Below are 14,134 nucleotides of genomic sequence, written 5' to 3'. Positions count from 1 at the left end.
CCTAGGGTATGAGGACAGACGGCAGCCACGTGGCCAGCGCCGGAATATAAGTGACAGCCAACAACACAAGGATGTTGGTTAGCAAAAACGGCATAATCGCCACGATCACCGGTGCCAGTGGCAGCCGTGCGATGCCCGCGCAGACAAACAGACAGACACCCACAGGCGGCGTGGTCAGCCCTATCATCAGGTTCAGCACAGCGACGGTGGCAAAGTGCAGCGGGTCAATGCCCACCGCATTCGACAGCGCCAGCAGCGGCACGAACAGAATGATCAGCGCGGCGATGGTTTCCAGAAACATGCCGACGCACAGCAGCAGGATATTGATTAACAGCAGCACCAGAAATTTGTTGTCAGTGATCGACAGAACGCCATTGGCAATGGCCTGTGGAATACGTTCCGACACCAGAATCCAGCCAAAGACGTTGGCAAAACCCACCAGCGCAAGGATACCCGCCGCCGACACGGCGCTGTCCACGACGATACGGGGCACCGCGCGGATTGGCAGCTCGCGGTAGATGAACGCGCCCACAAGGAACGCATAGACGCTGGCCACAACGGCGGTTTCCGTTGGCGTGGCAAGGCCAGACAACAGCCCGTAGATGATCAGGAACGTCATCGCCAGCGCCCACACAGCCCCCCCAAGCGAGCGGACCACCTCGCCAAAGCCTTGCCACGGTTGGTGTGGAAACCCTTTGCGCACAGAAATAATATAGCAGGTCACCATCATGGACAGGCCCATCAGGATGCCCGGAATAGCACCGGCAAGGAACATCTTGCCCACCGAAATCCCCGACAGCGCGCCCACGATAATCATCGGCACCGACGGCGGAATGATTGGCCCCACAGTGGACGACGCAGCCGTGACCGCCGCCGAAAAATCTGCCGGATAACCGGCCTTTTTCATCCCCGGAATCATCACCCCGCCGATTGACGCCGCATCAGCTACGGCGGTGCCGGTGATGCCACCAAACAACATCGAAGCGGCGATATTGGTCAGGCCCAGACCGCCCCTGATCCATCCCACCAGCGCGTTGGCAAAGCGGATGATCCGGTTGGTGATCCCGCCACGGTTCATCAGGTTCCCCGCAAGGATAAAGCCGGGGATCGACAGCAGAACAAACACGTCCATGCCCGCATACATCTTTTGCGGCATCACCACGACGGGGATGCCGACATAGGCCAGATAGGCCAGCGAAGACAGACCAAGGGTGATGGCCACGGGAATGCCCACCGTCAAACCAAAGACAAAGACGACAAGAAGAATGGTAACGGCCACGAGATTACTCCTCGTCGGATTTTTGGGGTGTGCCGTCTTCGGCACCGGCCAACATGGCCACGCAGCGCAACACCGCAAACAGCGCAAGACCCGCCAGCAAAACGAACATCGTCAAATGCGCATAGTCCATACGGATACCCAGCGCGGGCGCCGTCTGCATCCGGCCGATGCTGACGTATTTCCACGCAGGCATCAGCAACACCAATGCCAGACCGGCAGTCGCCGCGGCGGCGAAAAAGCGCAGGAACCTCGGCAGACCGCCGGGCAGCGCCTCGCTGACCACATCGACGTTCACCAGATCACCGGTGCGAAACGACAGGCCCGCACCAAAGGCGATCATATAGAGCAGCGCAAAGCGGGTCAGCTCTTCGGTCCAGACCGGCGAGCTGCCGGTGAAACGGCCAACAACCTGCACCAGCACCGCGACCATCAGCACGGCAAATGAAATGCCGGCACCCAGACGGGCCAGCACGGTCAGGATGCGAATGAGGGTTTCAGCGTGTCGCATTCCGCAGCGCTCCAAGGGGAAAAAGGGGGAACCGGCGCGGCAAAGGAATGCCGCACCGGTTGATCTTGTCAGACAAAAGTCCGCCTTAGTTGGCAAACAGACCTTCAACAACCGGACGGATTTCGTCGCTGACGTTGTTCAGCACGGCATCCTTGGCCGCAGCAGCAAAGGCCGCGCCGTCCACGTCAACAAAGGTCATGCCGTTTGCTTCCAGATAGGCGCGATCGTCGGCAACGCTGGCTTCGAACAATTCACGCTCATAGGCTTGGGCGCGGGCTGCGGCTTCCATCACGGCGGCCTGATCGTCTTCGCTCAGCTTCTGCCATGTGCTTTCGGCAATTGTCAGATAAATCCACGACCGCACATGCTCGGTCAGATTCACATGGCTTTGCACTTCGTTGAAGCTGGCCGACCGGATCAGCGCCAGCGGGTTTTCCTGTGCTTCGATGGTGCCGTTTTGCAGCGAGGTAAAGACCTCGGAGAATGCCATCGGGCCGGGAGCGGCGCCAAGTGCGGACCAGACATCGATGAACAGCGGCACGTTCGGCACGCGCATTTTCAGCCCGTTCAGATCGGCAGGCGTGGCAATCGGACGGTTCGACGTCAGGTTGCGCGGACCGCGCGCGAAAAAGGCGATGGGACGGATCTGTGCTTTTTCAACAATCTGCGCTTCGATCTGGTCGCCGATATCGCCTGACGCAACTTCGTCCATATGATCGATGGATTTATACGCATATGGTACGGCCAACAGGGCCGCCATCGGTGCCCAGTTTTGCAGGCTTTCACCCGTGATGGTCATGTCCACGGTGCCAAGCTGCATACCGTTGATCAGGTCGATTTCCTTGCCCAACGATTCATTGGGGAAAACTTCAACCACGATACGGCCATCGGTCAGCGCCGAAAGCTCTTCACCGAATTTGACCGAAGCAAGGTGCCACGGGTTGTCTTCGTTGGCCAAGTGGCCCAGTTTCAGGGTCATGTCCTGCGCAAATACAGGCATGGCCGTCAGTGCGGCAACGGCCACGGCCAGGGCCGGCTTTTTCCAGTTAAATGTCATCGTGTATGTCCTCCTTGGATGGGTGCATTGACCGGCGTCGGTATTCCCGCGTCCGGCAATTCGAAAAATTCGGGGTTGGCCGCAAGAATGCGCGGCAGGTCGGTCAGCACTTCGCGCAGATGGCTGCGGATTGCGGCGTTGGCGGCGATCATGTCGCCCCGTTCGATGCTGTCGACGACCGCTGTGTGCTGGGCCACCAGCTTTTCCGCCGGAAAATGCCCCAGCGACAGAAACCGCACGCGGTCCATCTGCGATTTCAGCCCTTCAATCCGTCGCCACGCGCCGCGTTTGTCGGCGGCATCGGCCAGCGTGCGGTGAAACCGTTCGTCGAGTTCGATAAAATCTGTCGGCTTGTCGCGGGCTACAGCCTGTTGCGCCATCAGCTGCGTACGCAACTCGCGCACCAATGCGGCATCGGGGTTGGCGGCCAGAATGCTGACGATATCAGCTTCGATCGCCTCGCGCAGAAAACGCGCGTTCAGCACCTCGGTGTAGCTGATCTTGGTAATAACCGTGCCGCGCTGGGGCAGGATCGCCAGCAACCCCTCGCCTGCCAGACGAATAAACGCCTCGCGCACGGGCTGGCGGCTGACATCGCAAGATTTGGCAATCTCGCTTTCCGAAATACGGTCACCGGGGGAAAAGCGGTTGCGAATGATCGCATCGCGCAACTGGGCATAGATTTGCGGCGTGATCTGCGCGGATGCGTCCAGTGTCACGGCTGTCGTGCGGTCTGCTTGCATGATTCGCTTCCTCCCCGCCACTCAACTACCATACTTCCATACTAGTCAGCAATAATCCAAGCTGATAAGGTCGCTCCAACTACGACTCGGAGGGATTCCAGATGAAACAGACATGGCGATGGTTCGGCCCGCGCGACATGGTTTCGATTGACGACACGTTGCAGGCAGGCGTCGAGGGCATCGTCTCGGCGCTGCACCACGTTCCAACGGGTGCTGTCTGGACGCCTGAAGAAATCGCCCAGCGTCAGCGCGAGATTGCCACGATGAAAGACGGCAGCGCTTCGGGTCTGGCGTGGGATGTGGTTGAAAGCCTGCCGGTGTCCGAAGACATCAAGAAACAGCGCGGCGACTGGCGCACACATATCGCCAATTACATCACCAGCATGGAAAATCTGGCCGCCGCCGGCATTGAAGTGATTTGTTATAACTTCATGCCGGTGCTGGACTGGACCCGCACCGATCTGGCGTGGCGTCTGCCCTCGGGTGCCACCTGCATGCGGTTCGATCTGGCCGATTTTGCGGCTTTCGATCTGCACATTCTGGCCCGCCCGGGTGCCATGGATGACTTTGACGCCCCCCTGCAAAAGGAAGCCGCCCGCCGCTTTGCCGCCATGTCGGACGAACGCAAAACGCAACTGGCCGAGAATGTGGTGTTCGGCCTGCCCGGTGCGGCCGAAAACTTCTCGCTTGAGGACGTGCGCGGGCATCTGGCCGAATACGACAGCATCAGCGAAGACCGCCTGCGCCGGAACCTGCTGGATTTTCTGGCCGAAATCGTGCCCACCGCCGAACGGCTGGGCCTGCGCCTGTGCTGCCACCCCGACGATCCGCCCGTGCCACTGCTGGGCCTGCCCCGCATCATGTCGACCGAGGCGCACTATCAGGCGCTGGTCGATGGCGTCGACAACCCCGCCAACGGCATCACCTTGTGTTCGGGATCGCTGGGCGCGCGGCCTGACAATGACCTGCCGGGGATGATGGACCGTCTGGGCGACCGCGTGCATTTCCTGCACCTGCGCAACGTCAAACGCGAAACCGCCGATCTGCGCGGATCGTTCCACGAGGCCGAGCATCTGGGCGGCGACACCGACATGGTCGCCCTAATCGAAGCCGCCCTGCGCGAAGAAGCCCGCCGCCGCGCCGCAGGCCGTGCCGATTGGTCGATCCCGTTCCGCCCAGACCACGGACAGGACATTCTGGACGACCACGGACGCAAGGCCCAGCCCGGCTATCCGCTAATCGGGCGGCTTAAGGGTCTGGCCGAATTGCGCGGCATCGTGGCAGCGCTCGAGCCTCGGGTGAGCGCATGAGACTGACCACCCCCGACGATCTGCCACCCGCAGTCACGCGCCCCGATTACACGCCCTCTGCGCATGGCGTGGGCATCGTGCATCTGGGTCTGGGAGCCTTTCACAAGGCGCACCAAGCCGCCTATACCGATACCGCCCTTGCCCGCAGCGGCGGCGATTGGCGCATCACGGGCGTCAGCCTGCGCAGCCCTGAACCTGCCGCCCAACTTGCACCGCAAAACGGGCTGTTCACCCTGATTGAACGCAGCGCGACAGGCAGCACCGCGCGTGTCATCGGCTCAATTGCCAATGCCTTTTGCCTTGGCCCCGACCGCGCCGCCGTGCTTGCGGCCCTGACCGCCCCCACCACGCGGATCGTGTCGATCACCGTCACCGAAAAGGGCTATGGCATCGACCGCAGCACTGGCGGCGTCGACACTGCGCACCCCGCCATTGCACAAGATCTGGCAACACCGGACGCGCCCGTTGGCGTCGCGGGCCTGCTGGTCTGGGCGCTGAACGCCCGCCATGCTGCCGGCGTGCCGCCCTTCACCGTGCTGTGCTGCGACAACCTGCCTGACAACGGCACCATGCTGCGCGGTCTGCTGATCGATTTCGCCCGCCGTGCTGCGCCCGAAATTACGAACCACATCGCGACCGACGTGGCCTTTCCGTCCACAATGGTTGACCGGATCACCCCCGCCGCCACCGACGCCACGCTGGCAGCAGCAGAGCAGACGACCGGGCACCAAGATGCCGCCGCCATCGAGACCGAAGCGTTTTCGCAATGGGTGATCGAGGATCATTTCCCCACGGGCCGTCCCGATTGGGAAAGCGCCGGTGCGATGTTCGTCACGGATGTAAAACCCTACGAGGAAATGAAGCTGCGGATGCTCAACGGCGCGCATTCGATGCTGGCCTATGCGGGCTTTCTGGCCGGTTGCACCCATGTGTCCGACGTGATGGAAAACCCTGTGCTGAACGCGCTGGTGCGTCGCCATCTGACTGCCGCCGCAGCCACATTGCCGCAACTGGAGGGTGTCGACTTTGCCGACTACGCAGACGCCCTGATTGCACGGTTTTCCAACCCGCATCTGCACCACCAGACCTATCAGATCGCGATGGACGGAACCGAAAAGCTGCCCCAGCGCATCTTGGCACCTGCCGCCGATGCCCTTGCGGCAGGTCAGCCCCTGGACCCCTTCGCCTTCGCGGTGGCCGCGTGGATGCGCTATACTTTGGGCACAACAGACGCCGGTGACAGCTATGCGCTGCGCGACCCGCGCGAGGACGAGTTGGCAAAGCTGACACGCAACCAGACACCGGAGGCCATCGTGACAAATCTTGCGTCTCTTCCGGGACTGTTCCCGCAGGCGCTGGCCCAGAACAAAGCATTCACACAGATGATCACTGCCCGTCTAAGCATTATGATGCAGCACAGCATGGCACAGGCACTGGACAACGAGCTTGCCGCGCTGGAATAGCGGCCAGCCTGCGGTTACAGGTCCGGCACCACCAGATCGGTCACGTTACCCTTGACCACCAATGGGGGCCCCGTGACCGACTGCAAATCATCCAGCGAAATCGCCGCCAGCTTTTCGCGCAGCACAAAGCGGCTGTCTTCCACATCGACCACGCACAGCGATGTATAAACGCGGGTCACACAGCCCACGCCCGTCAGCGGCATCGTGCAGCTCTCCACCAGCTTGGGCGCGCCTTTCTTGGTAAGATGATCGGTGATCACCGCCACACGTTTGGCCCCGTGGACCAGATCCATCGCACCCCCCACCGCAGGCACGCCGCCCTTGCCGGTGGTCCAGTTCGCCAGATCGCCATTTTGCGCCACCTGATAGGCCCCCAAGATCGCCACGTCCAGATGCCCGCCGCGTACCATCGCAAAGCTGTCTGCATGATGGAAAAACGCAGCGCCGGGCTTTAGCGTGATCGCCTTTTTGCCCGCGTTGATCAGATCCCAGTCTTCCTGCCCTGGCTCGGGTGCCTGACCAAACCCAAGCACGCCGTTTTCCGTATGAAATACCGCCTCTCGGTCCTCGGGCTGAAACTTGGCGACCATTTCGGGAAAGCCGATGCCAAGGTTCACATAGGCGCCGTCCTCGATGTCCTGCGCGGCGCGCCACGCGATCTGCGCGTTGCTCAGCTGGATGTCGGTCACGTTGATGCTCATGGGTACACGGCCTCCTGCCGGTTCAGCACTTCTTCTTGCTGGGGATTGGCCACTTCGACCACGCCGGACACGAAAATGCCGGGGGTGATCACACTTTCGGGGTCAAGGCTGCCGGTATCAACCAACCGCGACACCTGCGCGATGGTGCGCGTGGCCGCCATCGCCATCACCGGATTGAAATTGCGCGCCGCCATCCGGTAGACCAGATTGCCCATCGCATCGCCCGCATCCGCCTTGATCAACGCATAGTCGGCCTTCAGCCAGCGTTCCTGCACATACATGCGCCCGTCGAATTCTGCCACAGGCTTGCCCTCGGCCAGATCGGTGCCATAGCTGGTGGGCGTGTAAAACGCCGGTATCCCCGCGCCGCCTGCGCGCATCCGTTCGGCCAGCGTGCCTTGGGGCACCACTTCCAGTTCGATCCCGCCCGCAAGGTAGAGATCGGTAAAAACCTTGGGGTCCGCAGAGCGCGGGAACGAGCAGATCAGTTTCGCCACCTGCCCCTGTTCGATCAGCGCCGCCAGTCCCACATGGCCGTTGCCCGCGTTGTTGTTCACCACCGTCAGGTTCTTTGGCCCCGCGTCGATCAGCGCGTGGATCAGTTCGATCGGCGCGCCCGACCCGCCAAAGCCGCCGATCATCACGGTCGCGCCGTCGGGGATGTCTGCGACCGCCCCGGCCACAGTTGCGATTGTTTTGTCCATACCGGTCCATCCTGCCCTGCGCACAAAGCCTGCGCGGCTTGGGCATCCGTTTACATTCGACTTGCAGCTTTGTGTGCCGCGGCGCGGCATCGGGCAAGGGGATCTGTTCATATATTGAATTTTGTTCGAAATACGGACAATCATGTGCGCATGACGAACGCAACAGACATAATCGGCTCTTTCGCCAAAGGACTTCGGGTGCTTGAATGTTTTGGCACCGACCATCCGCGGCTGGTCATTTCCGATGTGGCAGCGATGACAGGCTTTGATCGCGCGACTGCGCGACGCTGTCTTCTAACGCTGCATCATCTGGGCTATGCGGGCTATGACGGCAAATATTTCACCCTGACACCGCGTGTGCTGCGGTTGGGCATGGGGGCGCTGGCGGCCCTTCCCCTGCCGCAGATTGTCCAGCCGTGGCTGGACCAGCTTTCGGAACAGATCGGGCAAAGCTGTTCGGTTTCGATACTGGACGAAGCCGAAATCGTCTATCTGGCCCGCGCCGCCCAACGCCGTGTGATGTCCATTGGCCTGATGCCCGGATCGCGCCTGCCTGCGCATTGCACTTCGATGGGGCGCGTTTTGCTGGCAGCCTTGCCACCCAATCAGGCACGCGCCCTGCTGGAACGGTCTGACCTGACACCGCGCACTGTGTATTCCCTGCATGATCCCGACGAAATCATGGCAGAGATTGCGAAAGTACGCGACCAAGGCTTTGCCACCATCAATCAGGAAATCGAACTGGGGCTGAAATCGCTGGCCGTTCCGATCATGGATGCACGTGGGCAATGTGTGGCCGCGCTGAACACCGGCATGGCGGCGCTGCACGCCACCGATGACGCACTCGGCGCCACCTATTTGCCCGCATTACTCAAGGTTCAGGACGGCCTGCGCCGCGTTCTGGGCTGAGCGGTCAGAAATCGACCTTGATGGCGATGCCCTGTTCGACCGCCAGATCGACAACCGCCGCCGCCACGGCCAGATCTTGCAGGCCCACACCCGTGCCATCGAACAGGGTAATTTCATCATCGCTGATGCGCCCGGCGTGGGTGCCGTTGATAACCGCACCCAGTTGATGCACGTCACTTTGTGCAATCAACCCGTCGGCCACCGCATGTTGCGCCTCGCCAATGGACACCGATTGGGCAACCTCGTCGGTAAAGACGGTGGCGCGCGCCAGCAAAGCTGCCTCGACCTCTTGTTTGCCTTTGGTATCGGTGCCCATGCAGGCAACATGACAGCCCGCGCCCACATGATCCGCCATCAGGGTCGCGGCAAAGGACGAGGTGATTGTCACAATCACATCCGCCTCGGCCATACCGTCCAGTTCGACCGCCTCGAACGGCAGGCCCGCTTCGGTTGCGACGGCTTCGATGTTCGGCAGCATCTCAGGGTGCAGGTTCCAGCCGATAACTTTGTCGAAATCGCGCTGTTCCAATGCGGCGCGCAACTGGAACGTGGCCTGATGTCCCGCACCCACCATGCCGATCACGCGGGCATCGGGACGCGCCAGATGTTTGATCGACACCGATGATGCCGCCGCTGTGCGCAGCGCCGTCAGCAGATTGCCCCCCACCATCGCGCGCACCTGACCTGTATCGGGATCGAACAGGAACACGGTCGACTGGTGGTTTATCAGCCCGCGCTTTTCCAGATTGTCCGGCCAATAACCGCCCGCCTTCAGGCCCAACGTCAGCCCCGCGCGGTCGAACCCGCCCTTGAAACCGTACAGCGCATCTTCGTGGCCGATGGCCTCGCGGACCACGGGAAAGTTATAGGCATCGCCTGCAGCCATAGCGGCAAAGACCTGTTCGACCGCGTCAAAGGCCGCGGCACGGGTCATCAGAGTGGCAATTTCGCGTTCGGGAACGATCAGCATGGTTTGCTCCGGTCAATTATGGTTCTTTGCAGGTGGATCGCGCTCAAAAGGCTTTGCCACGGGCCGACACCGGCCACAGCACTTCGACCTTGTCGCCGCGCACGCCCACATACCAGTCGTGGACATTCGCAGTGGGGTCGCAGTGCCCCGGAACCAGCCGCAGCTTGTCACCCACCTTCAGCACGCCGTCGGGGTCGGACACCACGCCGTGTTCGTCGGAACATTTGACGTATTCCACGTCCTTACGGCCAAAGACCACAGGCAGGCCGCTGTCCACCGATTGTGCTTTCAGACCCGCATCGACAATCGCCTTGTCGGCCTTTGCGTGGCTCATCACCTGCGTCAGAATGAAAAACGCGTTTTCCCACTCGCCCTGATCAATGCGCTGGCCGTTTGCATCCAGAATGCGCCCGTAATCGGCATCCATAAAGGCGTAAGACCCGCATTGCAGTTCGTTATAAACGCCCGAGTTGCTTTCGAAATAATAGCTACCGGTGCCGCCGCCAGACACCAGATCACAGGTGATCCCTTGGGCGGCCAGACCGTCCACCGCGTGTTTCACCTGTGCGATGGCAATATCCAGCTTTTCCTTGCGCGCCTCGAAACTGTCCAGATGCTGCATCGCGCCCTGATAGGCCTGAATGCCGGTGAACCGCAGGTTCGGGGCGGCCTCGACCGCTTTGGCAATCTCGATCACGACATCGGTGGTGGTCACGCCACACCGTCCCGCGCCGCAGTCGATCTCGATCAGCACTTCGATCTCGGTGCCATGTTTCACCGCCGCCGCAGACAGGTCGGCCACATTTGTGATGTCATCAACACAAACGATGGTGCGCGCGCCGAATTTTGGCAGCCGTGCCAGACGGTCGATCTTGGCCGCATCGCGCACCTGGTTCGAGACCAGAATATCCTTGATCCCGCCACGGGCGAACACCTCGGCCTCGGACACCTTCTGGCAACACACACCAACCGCGCCGCCCAGTTTCTCTTGCAGCTTTGCGACGTCGACCGATTTGTGCATTTTGCCATGCACACGGTGGCGCATCCCATGGGCGCGGGCATAATCGCCCATCTTGCGGATGTTGCGTTCCAGCGCGTCCATATCCAGCACAAGACAGGGTGTCTGGATGTCGGTGGCGTCCATTCCGGGCAGGGCCGGAACGTCAAAGCCCACTTCAAGGCTGTCGAAATTTACAGGTGCGGTCATTGGTCAGACTCCGTTCCATTGGTCCACGGCAGCGCGTCAAGATCGACGTTACCACCGGTGATGATAATCCCGACCCGCTTGCCTGCGAACCGGTCCTTGTTGGCAAGGATGGTGGCCAGCGGCACGGCGCTGCTGGCTTCCATCACGATTTTCATACGTTTCCACGTCAGCTTCATCGCACCTACAATCTGGTCTTCCGATGCGGTCAGAATATCGCTGACGTGGTTTGACACAAAATGCCATGTCAGATCTTTCAACGGCACCTTCAGCCCGTCGGCGATCGTGTGCGGCGCATCATCGGCAATGATGTGACCGGCCCGAAAACTGCGCGCGGCATCGTCGGCCTGTTCCGGTTCGGCGGCAATAATCTGCACCTCGGGGGCCAGATGCGACAGGGTCAGACAGGTGCCCGAAATCATACCGCCGCCCCCGATGGGCGCCATGACAATATCCAGCCCGTCAGTTTGTTCCATCATTTCGCGCGAACAGGTGCCCTGCCCCGCGATCACGCGCGGATCATTGTAGGGGTGTACAAAATCGCCCCCCGTGCGCGCCTGCACCTCGGCAAAGACCGCCTCGCGTGAGGTGGTTGACGGTTCGCATTCCGTAATCATCCCGCCATAGCCACGCACAGCGTCCTTTTTCGCCTGCGGTGCGGTGCGTGGCATAACCACATTGCACGGAATACCCCGCCGCCCCGCCGCATAGCTAAGCGACAGCGCGTGGTTGCCCGACGAATGGGTGCAGACACCAGCCTGCGCCTCGGCCTGTGACAGACCGAACACGGCGTTCGATGCCCCGCGCACCTTGAATGCACCAGCCTTCTGGAAATTCTCGCACTTAAAGAACAGCTCGGCCCCCGTCAGGTCATTCAGAAACGAAGACGTCAGGACCGGCGTCCGGTGGATATACGGCGCGATCCGGTCGTGCGCAGCCAGCATGTCGTCAAACGTGGGAATATACATCGCGGTGTCCTTCATCACGCGGCATCCTTTTGGCGCAGGGTGCGGTTGGCGCGATAGTATTCCTGCGCCGCCGCCACACCAGACCCCAACGTAATATCCAGCCCCAGATCGGCCATGCACATCTCGGCCGTGGCGATCCCCGACAGGGTCATGACGTCCGTCAGGCTGCCCAGATGGCCGATGCGGAACACCTTGCCCGCAACCTCGCCCAGACCCACACCAAAGGCCACGCCATAGGTGTCTGCCGCGTGGCTGACGATCGTCGTCGCATTGAACCCCTCGGGTGTGCGAATGGCGCTGACGGTGTCGGAATACACATCAGGACTGGCCGCACACAGCGTCAGTCCCCACGCCCCGACAGCGGCGCGCACCCCTTCGGCGATGCGGTGATGGCGGGCAAAAACGTTCTCCAATCCCTCGTTCAGCAGCATCTGGCAAGCGGTGTTCAGACCGTTCAGCAGACCCACCCCAGGTGTGTAGGGATAGGCATTGTTGGCATAGCCCTTGGCCATATCATGCACATCAAAAAAGGTGCGCGGCAGCTTGGCCGTTTTTGTGGCCGCCATCGCCTTGGCGCTGAACCCGACAATGCCCAGTCCCGCCGGCAGCATAAAACCCTTTTGCGATCCGGTCACAGCAACATCGACGCCCCAGTCGTCAAACCGGAAATCCATCGACCCGATGGACGACACACCGTCCACAAACAGCATGGCAGGATGTCCCGCGGCATCCAACGCACGCCGCACGGCGGCAATGTCAGACCGAACGCCTGTGGCGGTCTCGTTGTGGGTGGCCAGAACCGCCTTGATCTGATGCGATGTGTCAGCGGTCAGAATTTCGGCATAGCGGTCCGCAGGCACCCCGTGACCCCAAGGGGTTTCAACAATCTCAACCTCAAGCCCGTGACGCTGGCACATGTCGATCCAGCGGTGCGAGAACATGCCGTTGCGCGCCGCCAGCACTGTGTCGCCCGCACTCAACGTGTTGGTCAACGCGGTCTCCCAACCGCCCGTGCCGGTCGAGGGAAAAATGAAAACCTCGGCGTCGGCGCTTTTCAGAACCTTACGCACGCCCTCGCGGGCGGGGTGCAGGATCTGGCCAAACAGCGGCGACCGGTGGTCGATTGTTGGCATATCGCAGGCTTTGCGCAGGTTTTCGGGGATGTTGGTCGGCCCCGGAATGAAAACAGGGTTTTGAAAGCTCATGTCCGTCTCCTTGATGTGTTGACCTCACCCTAGTGCAGGGGTTCTGCGCACCCAAGTTTTTTGAAATCATTTTTCAAAATGTGATATAGTAATTAAAACATAATATTATCAGCGGTTTGCGTTTTTCATATCGTGAAACCGGCTTTCGCGCTAAATCAAAGGCATTATATGGATTCCCAAGATAATAACCCGTCCGAAGCCCGCCGCGCCCGTGGCCGCCCCCGCGACTGGTCCGACAAGACTGCACAGAACACCATCAAATCGCTGGACCGCGCGATGGAAGTGTTCGAATTTCTCAGCGAACATCAGGGCAAGGCGTTGACCACGCTGGCCGCAGAAACCGGCCAGTCTCCGGCGACTGTCTATCGCATTCTGGTCACGCTTGAAGGGCGCGGGCTGGTGGAATTCGACCCTATGGAACAGCTTTGGCACATCGGGTCGCGTGCCTTTATCATCGGGTCGCGGTTTTTGCGCCGCACCAGTCTGGTGGAACGCGCGCGCCCCGTGATGCGGCGACTGATGGAAGAAACCGGCGAGACTGCAAACCTCGGGATTGAACGCGGCGGGCAGGTTCTGTTTGTCAGTCAGGTCGAAACCGAAGCCACCATTCGCGCCTTTTTCCCGCCCGGAACACTGTCGCCCATGCACGCCTCGGGCATCGGTAAGGCGCTGCTGGCCGAAATGGACGATGCGCGGTTGCAACGGGCACTGGCGGGCAAGGAACTGACAGCGTTCACCCCGCACAGCATCACCAATCTGGCTGCCCTGCGCGCCGATCTGACCCAAATTCGCGCGCGTGGCTACGCGGTGGACGCCGAAGAACGCAACATCGGGATGCGCTGCATCGCGGCCCCCGTGTTCGATATCCACCATGAGGCAGTCGCGGGCATATCCGTATCCGGCCCCACCAGCCGCGTCGGGCTGGACGACATCGACCGCCTGAGCCGCGCCGTACGCACCGCAGCGCAGGATTTGTCAGCGACGTTGGGGGCTTAGGGGGCGACAAGAGGGATTTGCAACAAGCCGACTGCACCCGCATGTGGTCCCTATCCAAAGGTCGTGCCAATCTGGCCTGTATCATACTGCCATTGCGGAGTGCGCCACCGTATTTTC

The 14,134-nt window shown here is 61.0% G+C and carries 14 protein-coding genes; 4 read left to right on the top strand and 10 right to left on the bottom strand.

The genetic code is table 11. The features are described 5' to 3' along the window. Position 1: 1 nt before the first annotated feature. The 4 genes from SULPSESMR1_RS18960 to SULPSESMR1_RS18945 all read right to left on the bottom strand — a co-directional run bounded on the left by SULPSESMR1_RS18960 (position 2) and on the right by SULPSESMR1_RS18945 (position 3,587). Positions 2-1,279 (bottom strand): TRAP transporter large permease, encoded by a 1,278-nt coding sequence (locus tag SULPSESMR1_RS18960; protein ID WP_089422631.1) that lies wholly within the window; start codon positions 1,277-1,279, stop codon positions 2-4. A gap of 4 nt (positions 1,280-1,283) precedes the next feature. After that, positions 1,284-1,787, bottom strand: a complete 504-nt coding sequence (locus tag SULPSESMR1_RS18955; protein WP_089422630.1) for a TRAP transporter small permease — start codon at positions 1,785-1,787, stop codon at positions 1,284-1,286. Between the two features lie 85 nt (positions 1,788-1,872). After that, positions 1,873-2,844: a TRAP transporter substrate-binding protein gene (locus SULPSESMR1_RS18950; protein ID WP_089422629.1), complete on the bottom strand. Its 972-nt coding sequence runs from the start codon at positions 2,842-2,844 to the stop codon at positions 1,873-1,875. Next, positions 2,841-3,587, bottom strand: coding sequence for a GntR family transcriptional regulator (locus SULPSESMR1_RS18945; protein WP_089422628.1), 747 nt, complete (start codon positions 3,585-3,587; stop codon positions 2,841-2,843). The genes SULPSESMR1_RS18950 and SULPSESMR1_RS18945 overlap by 4 nt, the downstream gene beginning before the upstream one ends. A gap of 101 nt (positions 3,588-3,688) precedes the next feature. Here SULPSESMR1_RS18945 and uxuA point away from each other — a divergent pair, with 101 nt between their 5' ends. After that, on the top strand, positions 3,689-4,897 hold the full coding sequence (gene uxuA / locus SULPSESMR1_RS18940; protein WP_089422627.1) for a mannonate dehydratase: 1,209 nt from the start codon (positions 3,689-3,691) through the stop codon (positions 4,895-4,897). Further along, positions 4,894-6,360 carry a mannitol dehydrogenase family protein gene (locus tag SULPSESMR1_RS18935; protein ID WP_089422626.1) on the top strand — a complete coding sequence of 489 codons (1,467 nt, stop codon included), beginning with the start codon at positions 4,894-4,896 and terminating at the stop codon, positions 6,358-6,360. The genes uxuA and SULPSESMR1_RS18935 overlap by 4 nt, the downstream gene beginning before the upstream one ends. A 14-nt stretch (positions 6,361-6,374) precedes the next feature. Here SULPSESMR1_RS18935 and SULPSESMR1_RS18930 read toward each other — a convergent pair whose 3' ends face one another. Then, entirely contained in the window at positions 6,375-7,061 is a 687-nt protein-coding gene (locus tag SULPSESMR1_RS18930) for a 3-oxoacid CoA-transferase subunit B (RefSeq protein WP_089422625.1), read from the bottom strand. Further along, a complete protein-coding gene (locus SULPSESMR1_RS18925; RefSeq protein WP_089422760.1) occupies positions 7,058-7,765 on the bottom strand; it encodes a 3-oxoacid CoA-transferase subunit A in 708 nt (235 codons plus the stop codon). Before SULPSESMR1_RS18925 ends, SULPSESMR1_RS18930 begins: the two co-directional genes overlap by 4 nt. 150 nt (positions 7,766-7,915) lie before the next feature. Here SULPSESMR1_RS18925 and SULPSESMR1_RS18920 point away from each other — a divergent pair, with 150 nt between their 5' ends. Further along, entirely contained in the window at positions 7,916-8,674 is a 759-nt protein-coding gene (locus SULPSESMR1_RS18920) for an IclR family transcriptional regulator domain-containing protein (RefSeq protein ID WP_089422624.1), read from the top strand. Positions 8,675-8,678: 4 nt separating this feature from the next. Here SULPSESMR1_RS18920 and bhcD read toward each other — a convergent pair whose 3' ends face one another. The 4 genes from bhcD to bhcA are packed head-to-tail and all read right to left on the bottom strand — an operon-like array spanning position 8,679 to position 13,021. Further along, complete coding sequence (bhcD, locus tag SULPSESMR1_RS18915) at positions 8,679-9,644, bottom strand: iminosuccinate reductase BhcD (RefSeq protein WP_089422623.1); 966 nt, start codon at positions 9,642-9,644, stop codon at positions 8,679-8,681. A gap of 43 nt (positions 9,645-9,687) precedes the next feature. Next, positions 9,688-10,851: a 3-hydroxy-D-aspartate aldolase BhcC gene (bhcC, locus tag SULPSESMR1_RS18910; protein ID WP_089422622.1), complete on the bottom strand. Its 1,164-nt coding sequence runs from the start codon at positions 10,849-10,851 to the stop codon at positions 9,688-9,690. After that, entirely contained in the window at positions 10,848-11,831 is a 984-nt protein-coding gene (gene bhcB, locus SULPSESMR1_RS18905) for a beta-hydroxyaspartate dehydratase BhcB (protein ID WP_089422621.1), read from the bottom strand. Before bhcB ends, bhcC begins: the two co-directional genes overlap by 4 nt. After that, entirely contained in the window at positions 11,831-13,021 is a 1,191-nt protein-coding gene (gene bhcA / locus SULPSESMR1_RS18900; RefSeq protein WP_089422620.1) for an L-aspartate--glyoxylate aminotransferase BhcA, read from the bottom strand. The genes bhcB and bhcA overlap by 1 nt, the downstream gene beginning before the upstream one ends. 168 nt (positions 13,022-13,189) lie before the next feature. Between bhcA and bhcR the strand changes: the two genes are divergently transcribed. Then, positions 13,190-14,017: an HTH-type transcriptional regulator BhcR gene (bhcR, locus tag SULPSESMR1_RS18895; protein ID WP_089422619.1), complete on the top strand. Its 828-nt coding sequence runs from the start codon at positions 13,190-13,192 to the stop codon at positions 14,015-14,017. Positions 14,018-14,134: the final 117 nt, after the last annotated feature.

It is taken from the genome of Pseudosulfitobacter pseudonitzschiae (genome assembly GCF_002222635.1).
GTDB lineage: Bacteria > Pseudomonadota > Alphaproteobacteria > Rhodobacterales > Rhodobacteraceae > Pseudosulfitobacter > Pseudosulfitobacter pseudonitzschiae_A.
Note: the sequence above shows the minus strand (reverse complement) of the source record. Positions and strands in the feature narration are given on the sequence as shown.

Coding starts and splice junctions, on each gene's coding strand:
- bhcB (WP_089422621.1), bottom strand. CDS start 11,831: ATGAAGGACACCGCGATGTATATTCCCACGTTTGACGACATGCTGGCT.
- SULPSESMR1_RS18930 (WP_089422625.1), bottom strand. CDS start 7,061: ATGAGCATCAACGTGACCGACATCCAGCTGAGCAACGCGCAGATCGCG.
- bhcD (WP_089422623.1), bottom strand. CDS start 9,644: ATGCTGATCGTTCCCGAACGCGAAATTGCCACTCTGATGACCCGTGCC.
- SULPSESMR1_RS18955 (WP_089422630.1), bottom strand. CDS start 1,787: ATGCGACACGCTGAAACCCTCATTCGCATCCTGACCGTGCTGGCCCGT.
- SULPSESMR1_RS18935 (WP_089422626.1), top strand. CDS start 4,894: ATGAGACTGACCACCCCCGACGATCTGCCACCCGCAGTCACGCGCCCC.
- bhcR (WP_089422619.1), top strand. CDS start 13,190: ATGGATTCCCAAGATAATAACCCGTCCGAAGCCCGCCGCGCCCGTGGC.
- bhcC (WP_089422622.1), bottom strand. CDS start 10,851: ATGACCGCACCTGTAAATTTCGACAGCCTTGAAGTGGGCTTTGACGTT.
- SULPSESMR1_RS18950 (WP_089422629.1), bottom strand. CDS start 2,844: ATGACATTTAACTGGAAAAAGCCGGCCCTGGCCGTGGCCGTTGCCGCA.
- SULPSESMR1_RS18925 (WP_089422760.1), bottom strand. CDS start 7,765: ATGGACAAAACAATCGCAACTGTGGCCGGGGCGGTCGCAGACATCCCC.
- SULPSESMR1_RS18945 (WP_089422628.1), bottom strand. CDS start 3,587: ATGCAAGCAGACCGCACGACAGCCGTGACACTGGACGCATCCGCGCAG.
- uxuA (WP_089422627.1), top strand. CDS start 3,689: ATGAAACAGACATGGCGATGGTTCGGCCCGCGCGACATGGTTTCGATT.
- bhcA (WP_089422620.1), bottom strand. CDS start 13,021: ATGAGCTTTCAAAACCCTGTTTTCATTCCGGGGCCGACCAACATCCCC.
- SULPSESMR1_RS18920 (WP_089422624.1), top strand. CDS start 7,916: ATGACGAACGCAACAGACATAATCGGCTCTTTCGCCAAAGGACTTCGG.